The sequence below is a fragment of the Streptomyces virginiae genome, from assembly GCF_041432505.1.
Taxonomy (GTDB): domain Bacteria; phylum Actinomycetota; class Actinomycetes; order Streptomycetales; family Streptomycetaceae; genus Streptomyces; species Streptomyces virginiae_A.
Window position 1 is genome coordinate 4109949 of record NZ_CP107871.1, and the last position, 14215, is coordinate 4124163.

Consider the following 14215-nt stretch of genomic DNA (forward strand, 5'->3'; position numbering starts at 1 on the left):
CGGCCGGGCGGGTGCGATCGGGTGACGCAGGCAACCCGGCGGGCCTCGGACACGTCTCGATGGACGGGACGGAACACGGCCCCGCCGTGACCTTTGTCATCCAGTGAGGCCGATTTTCCCCCGCGATAACCGCATATGACGCAGGCCCTCGCCAAGAACGGCATTCCGTTTGTCGGGCAGGGACCGCTAGGGTCTGCCGGACGAGCGCACCCTCGGGGGGAGGGAAGGAACCGGAGACGATGCCCGTACCCGTACCGCGGCAGAGGGACACCTCGGCCACGGAGAGCGGTCAGGCCGTTCTGCACACCGCCGCCCCGGCCGTAGCCGCCACGGGCGTCGCGCAAGCGACCCCTCAGACGACCACCCCCCACACGCCCCCGCTGACCCTCCTGGTCATCGAGGACGACCCGGCCGGCGGTCTCACCCTCCCCGAGATCCTCGACGCGGACGGCCACCGCATCCGGCTCCGCACCGCCCGCAACCTCACCGAGGCCGAGCGGCTGCTCACGCCCGACGTGCACTGCATCCTCCTCGACCTGTCCCTCCCGGACGCCAGCGCCCGTACGCCCGGAGCGACGGCCAACGGCTCGGTCAGCGGGGCGGTCAACGGGTCGGTGGGCACGGTCAACGCAGCCGGCACCGCAACCGCCGTGGACCGGCTCCTCGCCCTCCGCCAGGTGCTGCGCATCGCCCCGCGCCATGCCGTCCTCGTCCTGACCGACGAGGACGACGTCGAGCGCGCCGCCGAGGCGGTCCGGGTCGGCGCCCAGGACTTCCTCTTCCGGGACGAGCTGGACGGCAGACTGCTGAGCCGTGCCATCCGCTACGCCGTGGAGAGAAAACGGGCGGACATCGCCCAGTACAAGCTCGCAGAATCGAAACTGCGCGCCCAGGAGAACGCCCGACTGGAACGCGGTCTGCTCCCCACGCCCCTCCTGGAGGGGTCCGACCTCCGCTTCGCCGCCCGCTACCGCCCCGGCCGCAGCCGGGCCCTGCTCGGCGGTGACTTCTACGACACCGTCCGCACCCCCGACGGCACCGTCCACGCCATGATCGGCGACGTCTGCGGCCACGGCCCCGACGAGGCCGCGCTCGGCGTCGAGCTCCGCATCGCCTGGCGCGCCCTGACCCTGGCCGGGCTCTGCGGCGACGACCTGCTGGCCACCCTCCAGGAGGTCCTGGAGGTGGAGCGGCCGTGCGAGGAGATATTCGCGACGCTGTGCACGGTCGACATCGCCCCTGACGGCCGCCGTGCCGGTCTGTGCCTGGCCGGCCATCCGGCTCCGCTGATATCCCGCCCCGGCCGCCGCGCGCGGCTGCTCCCGTACGAGAACAGCGGCCCGGCCCTCGGGCTGCTGCCCCGGGCCCGCTGGCCGCGCCGCCAGGTCGAGCTCGGCGGCACCTGGAGCCTGATGCTCTACACCGACGGCCTGATCGAGGGCCGCATCGGCGAGGGCAAGGAACGCCTGGGCCAGGACGGCATGGTCGACATGATCAACCGCCACCTGGAGCGCGGTCTGAGCGGTGAGGGGCTGCTGGAGGCCTCCGTCACCGAGGCCCGCCGCCTCAACGGCGGCGAGCTCACCGACGACGTGGCCGTGGTCCTGCTCTCCCGCGCCGAGGGCTGATCCCGCCGGACACCGGCCACGACCACAGCCGCGACCACCGAATGACCGCGACCACCGTCACGACCGCGTCCACGACCTCGGCCGCAGGGCTCCCGCCGTGGTCTAGCGTCCGCCGTTGTAGGGCCCGTACGGCCCGTCGCTGCTGCTGCCGCCGCGCCGGCCGCCACCGCCCGAGACCGCCTTGAGGGCCGGGCGTACGTCGACGAAGAAGACGATGGTCGCGACAAGACCGGCGATCTGCAGGAACAGCATGCCCAGGAGGAAGTCCACGGCCACGGTGACGCCGAGGATGACCAGCCAGAACGTCTTGCTCTGCTTGTCGGCCGCCCGGTACGCGTCCTCGCGCGCGACCAGCGCGATCACGAAGGCCACGACGGCAAGCGCCAGCATGACGTAGCCGAGGAACGGGATCACGCCCCGATCGAACCCATCGATCAACATCGCTTCGACCGCCTTCTCAGCTTCTGCTTCGCTCTTCCGATGCCGCCCGACTCCACGCTACCGGCACGGGCGCCTTCATCAACCACAACGGGCCGGGCACCTGAAGGGTGCCCGGCCCGCCGTCACTCATGCGGTTCCGCTTCAGCTCGCGTCGTCCGCCGTGACCGTGGCCTTCTTCGCCGTGCTCTTGCGCGCGGCGGGCTTCTTCGCGACGGGCTTCTCGTCGGCGGCGGCCTCGGCGACCGGCTCCGACACCGGCTGCGCACCGGCCTCGGGCTCGACGGCCACGGCGATGTCGACGATCTCGGCGGAGACGTCGCCCCGCCAGTTCCGCACGGCCTGCTCGCCGTGCACGGCGACCTTGTCGTACGTCTCCTTGGCGCGCACCGCGTACTCGGCGGCCACGCCGACACCGCGCAGCGCGAGGTCCTGGGCGGTCTCCCCGAGCTTCTTCGGGTCGATGGCGCCGAGCACCTCGTTGAACTTGGCGGTGACCGCCTCCTGCACAGCCTTCGGGTCCGTGTTCTTCACGGCCTCGATGCGCGCGGGGGCCTCGGCGCGCAGCTGCTCGATCAGGTCGGGCACCTTCTTGGCCTGCTGCACGGCCAGGTCGGCGGTGCCGGCGGCGAAGTAGAGGGGAGTGGGGTCGGTGAGGGTCTTCTTCAGGTCATCGGCGATGGCCATGTGCTGGTCCTCCCGGATCAACTTCAGTTCGTCTACGACGGCATCTCGTCGGCGGGCGTGTCGAGCGCGTTCTCCTTGCGGAACGACTCGTAGATCTGGAGCAGCACCTGCTTCTGCCGCTCGTTGATGGACGGGTCGGCGAGTATGACGGCTCGCGTCTCCACCTCGTCGGGGTCCCGCTCATCCAGGATCCCGGCCTGCACGTACAGCGTCTCCGCGGAGATCCGCAGCGCCTTGGCCAGCTGCTGCAGGATGTCCGCGCTCGGCTTGCGCAGCCCGCGCTCGATCTGGCTCAGGTACGGATTCGACACCCCCGCCTGCTCCGCCAGCTGCCGCAGCGAAAGCTGGGCCTGCCGACGCTGCTCACGGAGGTACTCGCCGAGATTTCCGACGTTGAGCGATGCCATGCTGAGATCCTGCCCGACTCTGCTAACTATTGCAAGCGACCTGCTTGCAACAGCTCCCACGGCGGCGGCCGCCCGGCAGATACTCGGTGGATCGGGTCGGGCGGGCGCCGCAGCTTGTGCGCTCGCCCCGCCGCTCGGGCAGGACACCGCCTACAGGGCCGTGAGCCGTACCTCCGGCAGGTAGGGGGCGGTCGGGGAGCCGGGCCGCGGGAGGGTCACGCCGGGGTGCGGGCCCGGGCCGAGGGCCTCCAGCACCTCGGCGGCCGGGTACCCGAACAGGTCGACGCCGCACAGGACCACCGGGACCGCGGACGGCCCGGTCGGCTCCGCCTCGTGCCGGCCGAGGTGGACGGCCGCCAGACCGTGCCGGTCGTGCCCGGTGCGGCCGAGCCGGTCCGGGCAGTCCCCGTAGGCCAGCAGCTCCAGGCCCTCGTAGCGGGCGGTGAAGGCCCAGCCCGTCCCGCAGACCCACGTCCCCCGCACGTCCGCCAAGGTCGCGACGGCCCACCGGGCCTCCCGCTCGGAGCTGCCGAACCGCAGGACGTCGGCGCCCCGCGGCAGGGCCAGACCCGCGCCCGGCAGCACCTCGAACGCCACGTCGTCAGGCCGTCCCGATGACCACCGTCGCGTACAGCTCCTCCGAGGTCACCGCCCGGACCGCGAGGCCCGCCGAGGTCAGGGCCGAGGCCGTCGACGGGGATTGGCGGGCGCTCGTCTCGATCAGCAGGTGACCGCCCGGCGCCAGCCAGGGCAACGCGCCCGCCGCCACCCGACGGTGGATGTCCAGGCCGTCGGCACCGCCGTCCAGCGAGACCAGCGGCTCGTGGTCGCGCGCCTCCGACGGCATGAGGACGATCTCCTCCGTCGGCACGTACGGGGCGTTGACCACCAGCACGTCCACCCGGCCGCGCAGCGAGGGCGGGAGCGCCGCATACAGGTCGCCCTCCCACACCCGGCCGCCGTACGGGGCCACGTTGCGCCGCGCGTACACCAGCGCCGCCGGGTCGATGTCGGCCGCGTGCAGCTCGACACCGCCCGGCAGGCCGGCGGCCACCGCCGCGCCCAGGGCGCCGACCCCGCAGCACAGGTCCAGCACCACCGCGCCGGGCCGGGCCAGTGCCACCGCCTCCCGCACCAGGAACTCGGTGCGCCGGCGCGGTACGAAGGCGCCCGCGCCGACCTCCATGCGCAGTCCGCAGAACTCCGCCCAGCCGACGACGTGTTCCAACGGCTCGCCGCCCACCCGACGGGCCAGCAGCTCCGCCAGGTGGTCCGCGTCCGTGGCGGCCCCGGTCAGGAGCTCCGCCTCCTCCTCCGCGAAGACGCAGCCCGCCGCGCGCAGGGATTCCACAAGTGATGTCAAGAGTTCGGTCCTCGGTCCTCGGTCATCAGCGCGTGGTCAGAAGATGTCCGGGCACCACGGACGGCGCGCGGTACGGAAGATGGCGTCGGCCAGTGCGGCCGCCCCCGGCCGTTCCTCCGTCACCCGTCCCAGCGCCGCCAGTCGCACCGCGGACGCGTCGCCCAGGTACAGGGAGCCCAGCACGGCCACGTCCAGCCGCAGGTCCGCCGCCTCCTCGGTCCGCTCGCACACACCGGTGCCCGCGTCCAGCCGGTAGCGGCCGGCCGCCGGCCCCGTCCCGTCGGTGACCTCCAGGACGAGCACCCCGGGCACCTCGTACGTCCGCGCGCCCAGCGCCCGTACGACGTCCAGCACCCGCACCCACAGGAAGTCCGCGGCGGAGACGACACGGGCCGAGCGCGGGTCGGGCAGCAGGTCCGGGACGAGGGAGTCGGGGGCCCGGTAGCCGGTGCGGACCTTCAGCACCCAGTCGATCGAGCACAGGAACCGCCACAGCGCCCGCTCCGCCTCCGGGCTGACCGCCAGCAGGTCCCGCACCTGCACGGTGCTCTGCGGAACCTTCGCGTCCGTCCAGTGGTCGTCGGCGCCGTAGACGGCGAGGCCGGCCACCTCGCCCGCCGCCGTCCGGTACACGGCGTAGAACTTGTCCTGGAAGGGCTGGTACGACCACTCCTCCAGGCCGGTCGCCAGGCTCCACCAGCGCTCGTCCCGGTTCACCGCCCCGGGAGTGCCCGCCCGCAGCCGCTCGTGCAGCTCGGGCCCCACCCGCCGCAGCTCCTCGACGTCCACCAGCTCGATCCGCCCGCCGTCCGCCGGCGCCGACAGCCGCCGGTCGAGCCCGGTGCGCGCGACGTCGATCTCCCACTCCACGAGGGAGGTCGCGGGCCCGAAACCGTACCGCCCGTAGATCGGGTACTCGGCGGCGATCAACGTGGCGAGCGCGTCGCCGCGCGCCTCGGCCGCGGCGAACTCGGCGGCCATCATCCGGGTCAGCAGGCCCTGGCGACGGTGGGTGGGCAGCACGCCCACGCTGGAGACCGCGGTGGCGCGGACGGCCGCTCCCCCGGGCACCGTCAGCTCCTGCGGGAAGGAGCGCAGGGCGGCCACGCAGCGACCACTGTCGGCGTCGAACGCCCCGTACGTCCGCGAGAAGTCGGTGTACTTGGCGCGCTGGGCTATGTCGGCCTCGGTCACCCGGGACGTGGTCAGGAAACCGGTGTGCACGGTGCGCACCCAGGCGGGGAGTTCGGATTCGGCGATCGGCCGGACGTCAGCACTCATAACCGCCCACGCTAATCCCCCGACCGCCACCGGTCGCCCGAATATTTCCCGAGGCCACCGCCTACGCGAGCAGGTCGTCCACCTGCGCCTCGCCCTCCCGGTAGCGCCGAGTGATCTCGGCGCTGCAGTCGTCCACCGTGCGCTGCAGATGCCGGCGGCGCCGCGAGACCTGCTGCTCGTAGCGCACCAGCCGGCCCATCCCGTCGTGCAGTTCGTCGTCCGTACGGGCGCCCAGGTCGGAGAGCTCCACGTCGGACAGCATCTCCGCGGCCAACACCCGGTACTCCTCGCTGTGCGGGGTGCCGAGCGTGACGTGCCGGGCCGAGGCGCTGCGGCTGGAGGGGGCGTCGGCGAGGATCACCGAGAGCCGGTCCACCACCGGCGCCTCGGGGTCCGTCCGCCGGGCCAGCTCGGCCCGCAGGATGTCGATGCGGCCCTGGAGCAGTCTGCGTACGTAGCTCAGATCGGCCTCGTCGCGCTGCGCGTCACGGCGCAGCGCGCGCAGTTCCGGCAGTCCGAGCGCGGTGGTCGGGGTCGGCGGCCCCTGCGTCTCGGCCGTGCGTTGCGCGGGCGGTCGTACCGCGGCAGCCGCGACGGAAGCGGGTGACGCAGGTACGGAGGTACCAGAAGTATTCATACGAACGGGTCCGTCCCCTCGACCGGTGCGGCGCACCCGCACCGCCTGCGTGCATCGTGCCACTCCCCGTGGCCCCCACGCAGTCCCAGTCCACCCGATCGGCCCCGGACGGGTGCAAGCCTGGTACACAGGTGGTATGCGAGCAGTGGTGCAGAGGGTGGACGGCGCGAGCGTCGTCGTGGGCGGCGAGACCGTGGGCGAGATCGTCGGCGAGGGGCTGTGCGTGCTGGTGGGGGTGACGCACGACGACACCCCGGAGAAGGCGGAGCTGCTGGCGCGCAAACTGTGGTCCGTACGGATCCTGGAGGGCGAGAAGTCCTGCAGCGACCACGGCGCACCGCTGCTGGTGATCTCCCAGTTCACGCTCTACGGAGACGCGCGCAAGGGCCGCCGGCCCACCTGGAACGCGGCGGCTCCCGGCCCGGTGGCCGAGCCGCTGGTCGACGAGGTCGTGGCGCAGCTGCGCGCACTGGGTGCGACGGTGGAGACGGGCCGGTTCGGCGCGGACATGCGGGTCTCGCTCACCAACCACGGCCCGTTCACCGTCGTCATCGACATCTGACCGGCCTGGTCAGGGTGCTACGACGACCTCCTGCGCGGCGGCCGTGTTCCCGGCCAGCAGCGGCGCGTCGACCGGCACGTTCCGCTTGACCAGGGCGAGGGCGATCGGGCCCAGCTCGTGGTGGCGGACGGCCGTGGTCACGAAGCCGAGCTGACGGCCCTCCTCCCCGTCCGAGGCGAGCCGCACCGGGGTGCCGTGCGCCGGGAGCAGCACCTCCGAGCCGTCCAGGTGCAGGAAGACCAGGCGGCGCGGGGGCTTCCCCAGGTTGTGGACACGGGCGACCGTCTCCTGGCCGCGGTAGCAGCCCTTCTGCAGGTGCACGGCGGTGCCGATCCAGCCCAGCTCGTGCGGAATGGTGCGGTGGTCGGTCTCCAGGCCGAGCCGCGGCCGGTGCGCCTCGACGCGCAGGGCCTCGTACGCGAGCAGGCCCGCGGCCGGGCCGTGCGCGGCGGCGAAGGACTCCAGCTCGGCGCGGGGCAGGAAGAGGTCCCGGCCGTACGCGGTCTCCCGGACGACGTGCTCCTTGTCCCCGGGGACCTCGGCGATGGAGCCGGCCGGGAGGTGTACGACCGCGAACTCCTCGGTGCGGTCGGCGACTTCGACGCGGTAGAAGAACTTCATGGACTCCAGGTAGGCGATCAGCTCGCCCTGGGTGCCCGGCTCCACGTGCGCCCACGTGGTCTCGCCGTCGTCGACGAGGTAGAGCGCGTGCTCGATGTGCCCGTTGGCGGAGAGGATCAACGCCTCGGTGGCCTGCCCGACCGGCAGCTCGGTGAGGTGCTGGGTGAGCAGCAGGTGCAGCCAGCTCAGGCGCTCCGGCCCGCTGACGGTGACGACTCCGCGGTGCGAGAGGTCGACGAAGCCGCGCCCCTCCGCGAGGGCGCGCTGTTCGCCGTACAGCTCGCCGTAGTGGGCGGCGACGCCCTCGTCACGGCCTTCGGCCGGTACGGCGCCGGGGAGATGGAGCAAGGGGCTGCTGGTCATGGGACCAAGCGTACGACCCTGCTACGACTGCGCGGCACGCTGCTTCGCGGCGCACTTGCGGCACAGCCCGAAGATCGCGAAGTGCTTCATGTCGGTCTCGAAACCGAAGGTGGTCCGGAGCTTCGCCGTGAACTCGGCGGCGACGTCCACGTCCGCCTCGATGACCTCGGCGCAGTCACGGCAGACCAGGTGGATGTGGTGGTGCCGGTCGGCGAGGTGGTAGGTGGGGGCTCCGTGCCCGAGGTGGGCGTGCGAGACCAGCTTGAGCTCCTCCAGGAGCTCCAGGGTCCGGTAGACGGTGGAGATGTTGACCCCGGAGGCGGTCTTGCGCACCTCGACGAGGATCTCGTCCGGGGTGGCGTGCTCCAGCGCGTCGACGGCTTCCAGCACGAGCTGGCGCTGCGGTGTCAGCCGGTATCCGCGCTGCCGCAGGTCGCTCTTCCAGTCAGAGCTTTCGGTGTCCACGCTGCTCCCCACCCGGCCAGTGTATGCGCGCGAAGGGGACCGCGGGCGGTCCCGCGATCCCCTTTCGCACAGCCTTGCGTACGTGTGTACGCGCGTACGTGTGTACGGCCTGTGGGCTCAGCGGAAGAAGGCGATGCCGTCGTCCGGCATGTCCGGGAGGTTGCGCGCCATCTCGGCGACCTCCTCGGGCGTGACGACCTTCTTCAGCTGGGCCGACATGTACGGACGCAGTTCGACGTCCGGCGTGGCCTTCTCGCCGACCCACATGAGGTCGCTCTTCACATAGCCGTAGAGCCGCTTGCCACCGCTGTACGGGCCGGAGGCCGCGGTACGGGCGACCGCGTCGGTGACCAGGTCGATCTGGGGCTTCTGGTCGGCGAGCTCGCCGTACCAGACCTCGACGACGCCCTGGTCGCGGACCATGACGATCTCGACCTTGCGGTCCTTGTCGATGCGCCAGTAGCCCGACTCGGACTCCAGCGGCCGCACCTTGTTGCCCTCGGCGTCGAGGACCCAGGTGTGGGAGGTGTACTCCAGGAAGTCCCGGCCGTCGTGGCTGAAGACGACCTCCTGGCCGAAGTTGCACTTCTCTTCACCGGGGAAGTCGAAGACTCCCGCACCCTCCCAGTTGCCGAGGAGGAAGGCGAGGGGGACGAGGCCCGGGTTCAGGTCGGACGGGATCTGGATCATGAATGGCTGCTCAGGCGATCTGTGGGAGGGGTTCCGGGGCGGTCTGCTGAGCGGATGCTCAGCGCTGACCCTGGTACAGCTTCTTGACGGCCAGGCCGGTGAAGGCCATGACGCCGACGCAGACCAGGACCAGCAGGGAGGTGAAGACTGCCTCAAGCACGGGGTGCTCCTCGGAATTCGTTCGGGGGTACGGGCCGGTTCCCAAGCGTACTGGGCCGGGGCCGGGCACACCGTGCGAGGTGGCCCGTACCCCCGGTCCGGCTCGGGACCGGCCCGGCGGTCAGCTGAGCAGCTGGCTCTGCAGGATCACGGTCTGGTGGAACGGAACGGGGGCCACCTCGCCCTTTCGGGTCTGGACGACCATGCCGAGGACGTCACCCGTCCGGAGGCACCCGATCTTGCTCTGCTCCTCGCCGAGCAGGGGCTTCAGCTCCTGGTACACGCTGAGCTCGGTACCGTCGAAGTTGGCCGCCCCCGGGAAGTCCAGCGTGGTGCTGTTCATCTGGTTGTTCTTGGCCTTGCTCCACACGTCGTCCAGGTCGAGGGCCGAGACCCCGTTCAGCCGCATGTTGCTGTCGCAGCCCTTGAACGCGTCCACGAAGCCGGAGGAGTGGAAGCGCAGCAGGTACACGTGCGTACGGGTGCCGTCCGCCGTCGTCCAGCCCCGACCGGCGATCTGCCGCAGCCCGTCCCATTCGAGGGACTGCTTCAGCTTCGGACGCTCCTCGGGCGTGTACTCCTCCAGGAAGGCGTCGACCGGCACCGTCCCGTCCTTGTCCGCCTTGACCGTGTCGTCGACCTTGGAGCCCACGGGGGCGGGCAGCAGCAGGCCGGTGAGCGCCGCGTAGTGCGTCCCGTCCTCGTTGTCCGGGCCCTGGGGCAGCGGGGCGCCGGCGGGCAGCGCGGGCTGGGACAGCGTGGGGAACGTCCAGCGGCCGTCGCCCTCGGTGGACAGGCCGGGGATGTCGGTGCGCTCGGGCCGGGTGATCCCGTACGCGACTCCCGCGCCGACCGTGGCGAAGACGACGACGGCGGCGGTCCAGCGCAGGGCGGCGAACAGCTTGCGCCGGTCCTTGGGCGCGGCCGGCACGGCCTCGGCGGCCGCAGGGGCTTCGGCGACCGCCTCGGCGGTCGCGGGAGCCTCGGCGGTGGCGGGAGCCTCGGCGGTGGCGGGAGCCTCGGCGGTGGCGGGAGCCCCGGGGGTCGCCGGAGCCTCGGGGGGCACGGGAGCCTCGGTGACGGCCTCGGGGGACGCCTCGGTCGCGGCGGTCTCCGTGGGCGTGTCGGTGGGCTCCGTGACCGCGGCGGTGGGTTCCGGGGCGGTCACGGGCGCCGGCTCGGGCCCGGTGGCCGCGGTGGTGGTCTGCTCGCTCACGCGGACTCTCCGGGGGACTTGATGTGGTCGAGTTGCTGCTTGAAGAGGCTCGCGGCGTCCTTCACCACGAATCCCTCGCTGCCGTACATCCGGAAACTCACCATGAGGTCGCCCTCGACGGCCAGGCAGTCGAGGGACTGGAGCTTCTCCTTCTTGTTCTTGTCCTCCTCGACGACGACGGAGTTCACCGAGCACTTGGCCTGCGGGTGGCCGTCCACCTTCGGCGCCTCGCCGTCGGAACCGGAGAGCTCGATCAGCTTCCCGGCGAACTCGCCGAACTTGGTGAGCTGCTGCGGGTCGGCCTGCACGAGCTGGATCTCGGCGACGACACCGCCGCCGACACCGTCCTTGCGCGAGTAGCTGCGCCCGGCCAGCCCCTTGAGCTTCAGGTCGGCGAGCACCTTGTCGCGCTCGCCGCGCCGGCTGCTGGACAGGCCCTTGCGGGTGTCCTTGAAGGTCTCCAGTGCCCGGTCGCCCGAGATGAAGTAGAAGTTGCCCTCTTTGTCGATGTCGGGGCCGGCCCAGTAGTCCTTGGGCATCGGCAGCAACTTGCCCGTGAGCGCGTTCGGGGGCACGGACGGCACCGGGGCCTGCGTGCCGCTGGTCGTGTGGTCCTCGGCCAGCCAGTACCGCGTCGGCGAGGTCCGGTCGGCGCCGGCGAGCACGGCCGCCGCTCCGAGGCCGCCGCCGACGAGGACGACGACGCCCACCCCGGCCGCCACCAGCGTGACCACCTTGCGGTTCATCTTGCGCCGGGGCCCGGTGACGTCCGTCGGCACGGCCCAGGGCCCCGCGGCGTCCGTCGGCTGCGGCTCGGCCCAGGGGCCCGCGCCTGCGGCGTCGGTCACGCTCTGCTGCTCGCTCACGTTCTGCTGCTCGCTCACAGCCGCTCCATCTGTCGCTTGGCCAGGTCGGCCAGGGCGTTCTCGTCGACCTCGCCGCGGTTGTTCACGTACTGGACGGTCACCACGATGTCGCCGCGGCGGACGACGGCACGGCCACCGCGGAGCGGCTCGTAGCCCGCCTTCTCCTGCGCCTTCGAGTCGACCCACATGTGGCCGAACTCGTCGGGAACCCCCGACACCTCCTTGCCCGCATTGCCCGCGTACTCCTTGGTGGGCATGTAGTGCTCGATGCCCAGCTGGAAGTCCTCGGCCTCGTTGCGGTCGTGGAACTGGATCAGGTTGATCTCGATGAAGTTCCGGTCGGACTCGACCCATTCCACGGAGGCGATGCTCCGGGTCCGGTCGGTGATGAGGGTGCCGAGCCCCCCGGAGACCTCCTCGTAGTAGCCCGCGGCGAACATGTCCAGCGGAAGGCCGCCCGAGAATTCGCTCTTCGCTCCGCTCGGGACGTCCAGCAGCTTCTTGGCCAGCTCCTCGTCCGCCTTGTGCCAGCGGTTGGCGTTGATCGAGCGCCGGGTCGTCGCGTCGTTCATCGCCTGCGGCTTCGGCGCGGCCATCTTCTGCTGGGCCAGCGGCGGCAGCGGCGTCGGATCGCGGTCGTACTGGACCGCGTAGCCGGTGATCGTCCCGGCGAGGACGCCGAGCGCGGCCGCGCCCGCGATCAGGAGAGCCGTGCGCCCCACCCGGCGGCGCGGGACCGAAGTGTCCGACTCCGGTGCACTCTCCCCCTCTTTCCGCTGCTCCGGGATGGTCTGTTCGTGTTCCAAAAGGGTCCCCCACAGGACTGGTGGCGCGGGCTGGTTACCCGCGCGTACCCCATGACCCGTAGCAGGGGGGAGCAGTTGTGCGAACGTAGATCACATTCTCGTCTCGTGAGGTTTCAATCCTCGTGACGCCGCTTTCCGTCCAGTTCGTCCCACCACTCGTCGGACTTCGCGTCGCCCGAGGGGTCGTCCCACCAGCGGTCGTCCGGGCCGCGCCGGTTGGCGATCATCGCGGCGACCGGGGGGATGACCATCGCGACCACGCACATGGCCACCGCGGCCTCCACCGAGAACAGGCGCACGAAGGCCCAGGCGGATACGAACAGGAACAGGCATCCGCCCATGAGCAGGAAGTAGACGCGTCGACGCCGGGCGTACATGCCTCCAGCGTAGATCCGGCGCCCCCGCGCGCAAGGGTGCGGGCGCGCGCGGACGGCACGAAGGGCCGCACCCCGTTCCAGTGGCGTCCAACCCCCGGGGGTGCGGCCCTTCGGCCGTTCGATCAGGCGATCACATGTGCGGTGCTCAGACCGCGATCGCCACGTCCGTCACGCCGCCGGCCTCGGCGACGACCACGGCGCGGTCGGCCTGGGCACCCGGGACGAGCGCCCGCAGGGTCCAGGAGCCGGTGGCGGCGTAGAAGCGGAACTGACCGGTCGCCGAGGTCGGGACCTCCGCGGTGAACTCACCGGTCGAGTCCAGCAGGCGGACGTAGCCGGACACCGGCTCGCCGTCCTTGGTGATCTGGCCCTGGATGGCGGTCTCACCGGGCTTCAGCGTCGCGAGGTCGGGCCCGCCGATCTGTGCTCCACACATGTTCTCTGTCCTGTCCTGAGAGAAGTCGTACCTACGAGGGCGTCGCGTGCCCGCTGATCTGGATTACTTGTTGGGGCCGAGCTCGATCGGCACGCCGACGAGCGAGCCGTACTCGGTCCACGAACCGTCGTAGTTCTTGACGTTCTCCTGGCCCAGGAGCTCGTGCAGCACGAACCACGTGAGCGCGGAGCGCTCACCGATGCGGCAGTAGGCGATGGTGTCCTTCGCCAGATCGACCTGCTCCGCCTGGTACAGGGCGGTCAGCTCGTCGTCCGACTTGAAGGTGCCGTCGTCGTTGGCGTTCTTCGACCACGGGATGTTGCGGGCGCTCGGCACGTGACCGGGGCGCTGCGACTGCTCCTGCGGGAGGTGCGCCGGGGCGAGCAGCTTGCCGGAGAACTCGTCGGGCGAACGCACGTCGACCAGGTTCAGGGAGCCGATCGCGGCCACGACGTCGTCGCGGAAGGCGCGGATGGAGGTGTCCTGGGCCTTGGCCTTGTACGTGGTGGCCGGGCGGTTCGGGACCTCCTTGCCGTCGACCAGGTCGCGGGAGTCGAGCTCCCACTTCTTGCGGCCGCCGTCGAGGAGCTTCACGTCCTGGTGACCGTAGAGCTTGAAGTACCAGTAGGCGTAGGACGCGAACCAGTTGTTGTTGCCGCCGTAGAGGACGACGGTGTCGTCGTTGGAGATCCCCTTGGCGGAGAGGAGCTTCTCGAAGCCCTCCTGGTCCACGAAGTCGCGGCGGACCGGGTCCTGGAGGTCGGTCTTCCAGTCGATCCGAACCGCGTTGGTGATGTGGTTCTTGTCGTACGCGGACGTGTCCTCGTCCACCTCGACGATCACGACATCGGCGTCGTTCAGGTGGGCCTCGACCCAGTCGGCGTCTACGAGGACGTCGCTGCGGCTCATGATGTTCTCCTCCGGGGCAGTGTGCGGCGGGGCTGTGCGGGTGACGCGTACTGCGTGCCTGCGGGTGCGCTCGAGGTCCTGCGCGGGGAGGCGTCAGGGGTTCAGGAGGCTGGTGCGGTCACGCGGGAAGGGCCGTAGGGCCGTCGTCCGGTCGATGGAGCGGATGCGCTCACAGGTCACATGGATCGACAGAGCATGGCGGCGACGCGACACAGGTCTACTGCCCGTCGCTTCGTGAGGTCCGCCTGCTGATGCTTCATAGCCATGGATCGTAGGGACGAATCGGCCGCCCTGTCACCGGTGT

General features: G+C 71.3%; 19 protein-coding genes. 2 read left to right on the forward strand and 17 right to left on the reverse strand.

The features are described from left to right. The first annotated feature begins 239 nt into the window (after nucleotides 1-239). The gene (locus OG624_RS19135; RefSeq protein ID WP_371639625.1) at nucleotides 240-1628 is read left to right on the forward strand and encodes a PP2C family protein-serine/threonine phosphatase; all 1389 of its coding nucleotides are present in this window, start codon (nucleotides 240-242) and stop codon (nucleotides 1626-1628) included. 102 nt (nucleotides 1629-1730) lie between these two features. Here the strand turns inward: OG624_RS19135 and OG624_RS19140 are convergent, their stop codons facing one another. The 7 genes from OG624_RS19140 to OG624_RS19170 form a co-directional block, all read right to left on the reverse strand. Beyond that, nucleotides 1731-2069 (reverse strand): DUF2516 family protein, encoded by a 339-nt coding sequence (locus OG624_RS19140; protein WP_033225888.1) that lies wholly within the window; start codon nucleotides 2067-2069, stop codon nucleotides 1731-1733. Nucleotides 2070-2210: 141 nt separating this feature from the next. Then, nucleotides 2211-2753 carry a hypothetical protein gene (locus OG624_RS19145; protein WP_033225937.1) on the reverse strand — a complete coding sequence of 181 codons (543 nt, stop codon included), beginning with the start codon at nucleotides 2751-2753 and terminating at the stop codon, nucleotides 2211-2213. A gap of 32 nt (nucleotides 2754-2785) precedes the next feature. Continuing rightward, a complete protein-coding gene (locus tag OG624_RS19150; protein ID WP_033225890.1) occupies nucleotides 2786-3160 on the reverse strand; it encodes a helix-turn-helix domain-containing protein in 375 nt (124 codons plus the stop codon). 150 nt (nucleotides 3161-3310) lie between these two features. Beyond that, on the reverse strand, nucleotides 3311-3757 hold the full coding sequence (locus OG624_RS19155) for a hypothetical protein (protein ID WP_371639626.1): 447 nt from the start codon (nucleotides 3755-3757) through the stop codon (nucleotides 3311-3313). 4 nt (nucleotides 3758-3761) lie between these two features. After that, nucleotides 3762-4523 (reverse strand): putative protein N(5)-glutamine methyltransferase, encoded by a 762-nt coding sequence (locus tag OG624_RS19160; protein WP_266352333.1) that lies wholly within the window; start codon nucleotides 4521-4523, stop codon nucleotides 3762-3764. A gap of 36 nt (nucleotides 4524-4559) precedes the next feature. Further along, nucleotides 4560-5804, reverse strand: coding sequence for a GNAT family N-acetyltransferase (locus tag OG624_RS19165; RefSeq protein ID WP_371639627.1), 1245 nt, complete (start codon nucleotides 5802-5804; stop codon nucleotides 4560-4562). 61 nt (nucleotides 5805-5865) lie between these two features. Next, nucleotides 5866-6441, reverse strand: coding sequence for an RsiG family protein (locus tag OG624_RS19170; protein WP_033225898.1), 576 nt, complete (start codon nucleotides 6439-6441; stop codon nucleotides 5866-5868). A gap of 136 nt (nucleotides 6442-6577) precedes the next feature. Here OG624_RS19170 and dtd point away from each other — a divergent pair, with 136 nt between their 5' ends. Further along, complete coding sequence (gene dtd, locus OG624_RS19175; RefSeq protein ID WP_033225900.1) at nucleotides 6578-7003, forward strand: D-aminoacyl-tRNA deacylase; 426 nt, start codon at nucleotides 6578-6580, stop codon at nucleotides 7001-7003. A gap of 9 nt (nucleotides 7004-7012) precedes the next feature. Here the strand turns inward: dtd and ygfZ are convergent, their stop codons facing one another. The 10 genes from ygfZ to OG624_RS19225 form a co-directional block, all read right to left on the reverse strand. Further along, complete coding sequence (gene ygfZ / locus OG624_RS19180) at nucleotides 7013-7987, reverse strand: CAF17-like 4Fe-4S cluster assembly/insertion protein YgfZ (RefSeq protein WP_033225901.1); 975 nt, start codon at nucleotides 7985-7987, stop codon at nucleotides 7013-7015. A gap of 21 nt (nucleotides 7988-8008) precedes the next feature. Beyond that, entirely contained in the window at nucleotides 8009-8464 is a 456-nt protein-coding gene (locus OG624_RS19185) for a Fur family transcriptional regulator (protein ID WP_234319345.1), read from the reverse strand. A 105-nt stretch (nucleotides 8465-8569) separates the two neighbouring features. Further along, nucleotides 8570-9142, reverse strand: a complete 573-nt coding sequence (locus OG624_RS19190; protein ID WP_030659031.1) for an FABP family protein — start codon at nucleotides 9140-9142, stop codon at nucleotides 8570-8572. Nucleotides 9143-9422: 280 nt separating this feature from the next. After that, nucleotides 9423-10517 carry a hypothetical protein gene (locus OG624_RS19195; RefSeq protein WP_371639628.1) on the reverse strand — a complete coding sequence of 365 codons (1095 nt, stop codon included), beginning with the start codon at nucleotides 10515-10517 and terminating at the stop codon, nucleotides 9423-9425. Further along, entirely contained in the window at nucleotides 10514-11401 is an 888-nt protein-coding gene (locus OG624_RS19200; RefSeq protein WP_051763891.1) for a hypothetical protein, read from the reverse strand. The genes OG624_RS19195 and OG624_RS19200 overlap by 4 nt, the downstream gene beginning before the upstream one ends. Next, nucleotides 11398-12105 (reverse strand): hypothetical protein, encoded by a 708-nt coding sequence (locus OG624_RS19205; protein ID WP_244291001.1) that lies wholly within the window; start codon nucleotides 12103-12105, stop codon nucleotides 11398-11400. The genes OG624_RS19200 and OG624_RS19205 overlap by 4 nt, the downstream gene beginning before the upstream one ends. A 197-nt stretch (nucleotides 12106-12302) precedes the next feature. Next, nucleotides 12303-12647 carry a DUF3099 domain-containing protein gene (locus OG624_RS19210; RefSeq protein WP_371589828.1) on the reverse strand — a complete coding sequence of 115 codons (345 nt, stop codon included), beginning with the start codon at nucleotides 12645-12647 and terminating at the stop codon, nucleotides 12303-12305. 64 nt (nucleotides 12648-12711) lie between these two features. After that, nucleotides 12712-13002, reverse strand: a complete 291-nt coding sequence (locus tag OG624_RS19215) for a DUF1416 domain-containing protein (RefSeq protein WP_030011783.1) — start codon at nucleotides 13000-13002, stop codon at nucleotides 12712-12714. 63 nt (nucleotides 13003-13065) lie between these two features. Then, nucleotides 13066-13911 carry a sulfurtransferase gene (locus OG624_RS19220; RefSeq protein ID WP_033225903.1) on the reverse strand — a complete coding sequence of 282 codons (846 nt, stop codon included), beginning with the start codon at nucleotides 13909-13911 and terminating at the stop codon, nucleotides 13066-13068. Between the two features lie 176 nt (nucleotides 13912-14087). Then, nucleotides 14088-14177, reverse strand: coding sequence for an Ms5788A family Cys-rich leader peptide (locus OG624_RS19225; protein ID WP_350875872.1), 90 nt, complete (start codon nucleotides 14175-14177; stop codon nucleotides 14088-14090). Between the last annotated feature and the right edge of the window lie 38 nt (nucleotides 14178-14215).

What these genes read in the sequence shown, in the direction of transcription:
- OG624_RS19135 (WP_371639625.1), top strand. Translation starts at nt 240, where the DNA reads ATGCCCGTACCCGTACCGCGGCAGAGGGACACCTCGGCCACGGAGAGC.
- OG624_RS19140 (WP_033225888.1), bottom strand. Translation starts at nt 2,069, where the DNA reads ATGTTGATCGATGGGTTCGATCGGGGCGTGATCCCGTTCCTCGGCTAC.
- OG624_RS19145 (WP_033225937.1), bottom strand. Translation starts at nt 2,753, where the DNA reads ATGGCCATCGCCGATGACCTGAAGAAGACCCTCACCGACCCCACTCCC.
- OG624_RS19150 (WP_033225890.1), bottom strand. Translation starts at nt 3,160, where the DNA reads ATGGCATCGCTCAACGTCGGAAATCTCGGCGAGTACCTCCGTGAGCAG.
- OG624_RS19165 (WP_371639627.1), bottom strand. Translation starts at nt 5,804, where the DNA reads ATGAGTGCTGACGTCCGGCCGATCGCCGAATCCGAACTCCCCGCCTGG.
- OG624_RS19170 (WP_033225898.1), bottom strand. Translation starts at nt 6,441, where the DNA reads ATGAATACTTCTGGTACCTCCGTACCTGCGTCACCCGCTTCCGTCGCG.
- dtd (WP_033225900.1), top strand. Translation starts at nt 6,578, where the DNA reads ATGCGAGCAGTGGTGCAGAGGGTGGACGGCGCGAGCGTCGTCGTGGGC.
- ygfZ (WP_033225901.1), bottom strand. Translation starts at nt 7,987, where the DNA reads ATGACCAGCAGCCCCTTGCTCCATCTCCCCGGCGCCGTACCGGCCGAA.
- OG624_RS19190 (WP_030659031.1), bottom strand. Translation starts at nt 9,142, where the DNA reads ATGATCCAGATCCCGTCCGACCTGAACCCGGGCCTCGTCCCCCTCGCC.
- OG624_RS19215 (WP_030011783.1), bottom strand. Translation starts at nt 13,002, where the DNA reads ATGTGTGGAGCACAGATCGGCGGGCCCGACCTCGCGACGCTGAAGCCC.
- OG624_RS19220 (WP_033225903.1), bottom strand. Translation starts at nt 13,911, where the DNA reads ATGAGCCGCAGCGACGTCCTCGTAGACGCCGACTGGGTCGAGGCCCAC.
- OG624_RS19225 (WP_350875872.1), bottom strand. Translation starts at nt 14,177, where the DNA reads ATGGCTATGAAGCATCAGCAGGCGGACCTCACGAAGCGACGGGCAGTA.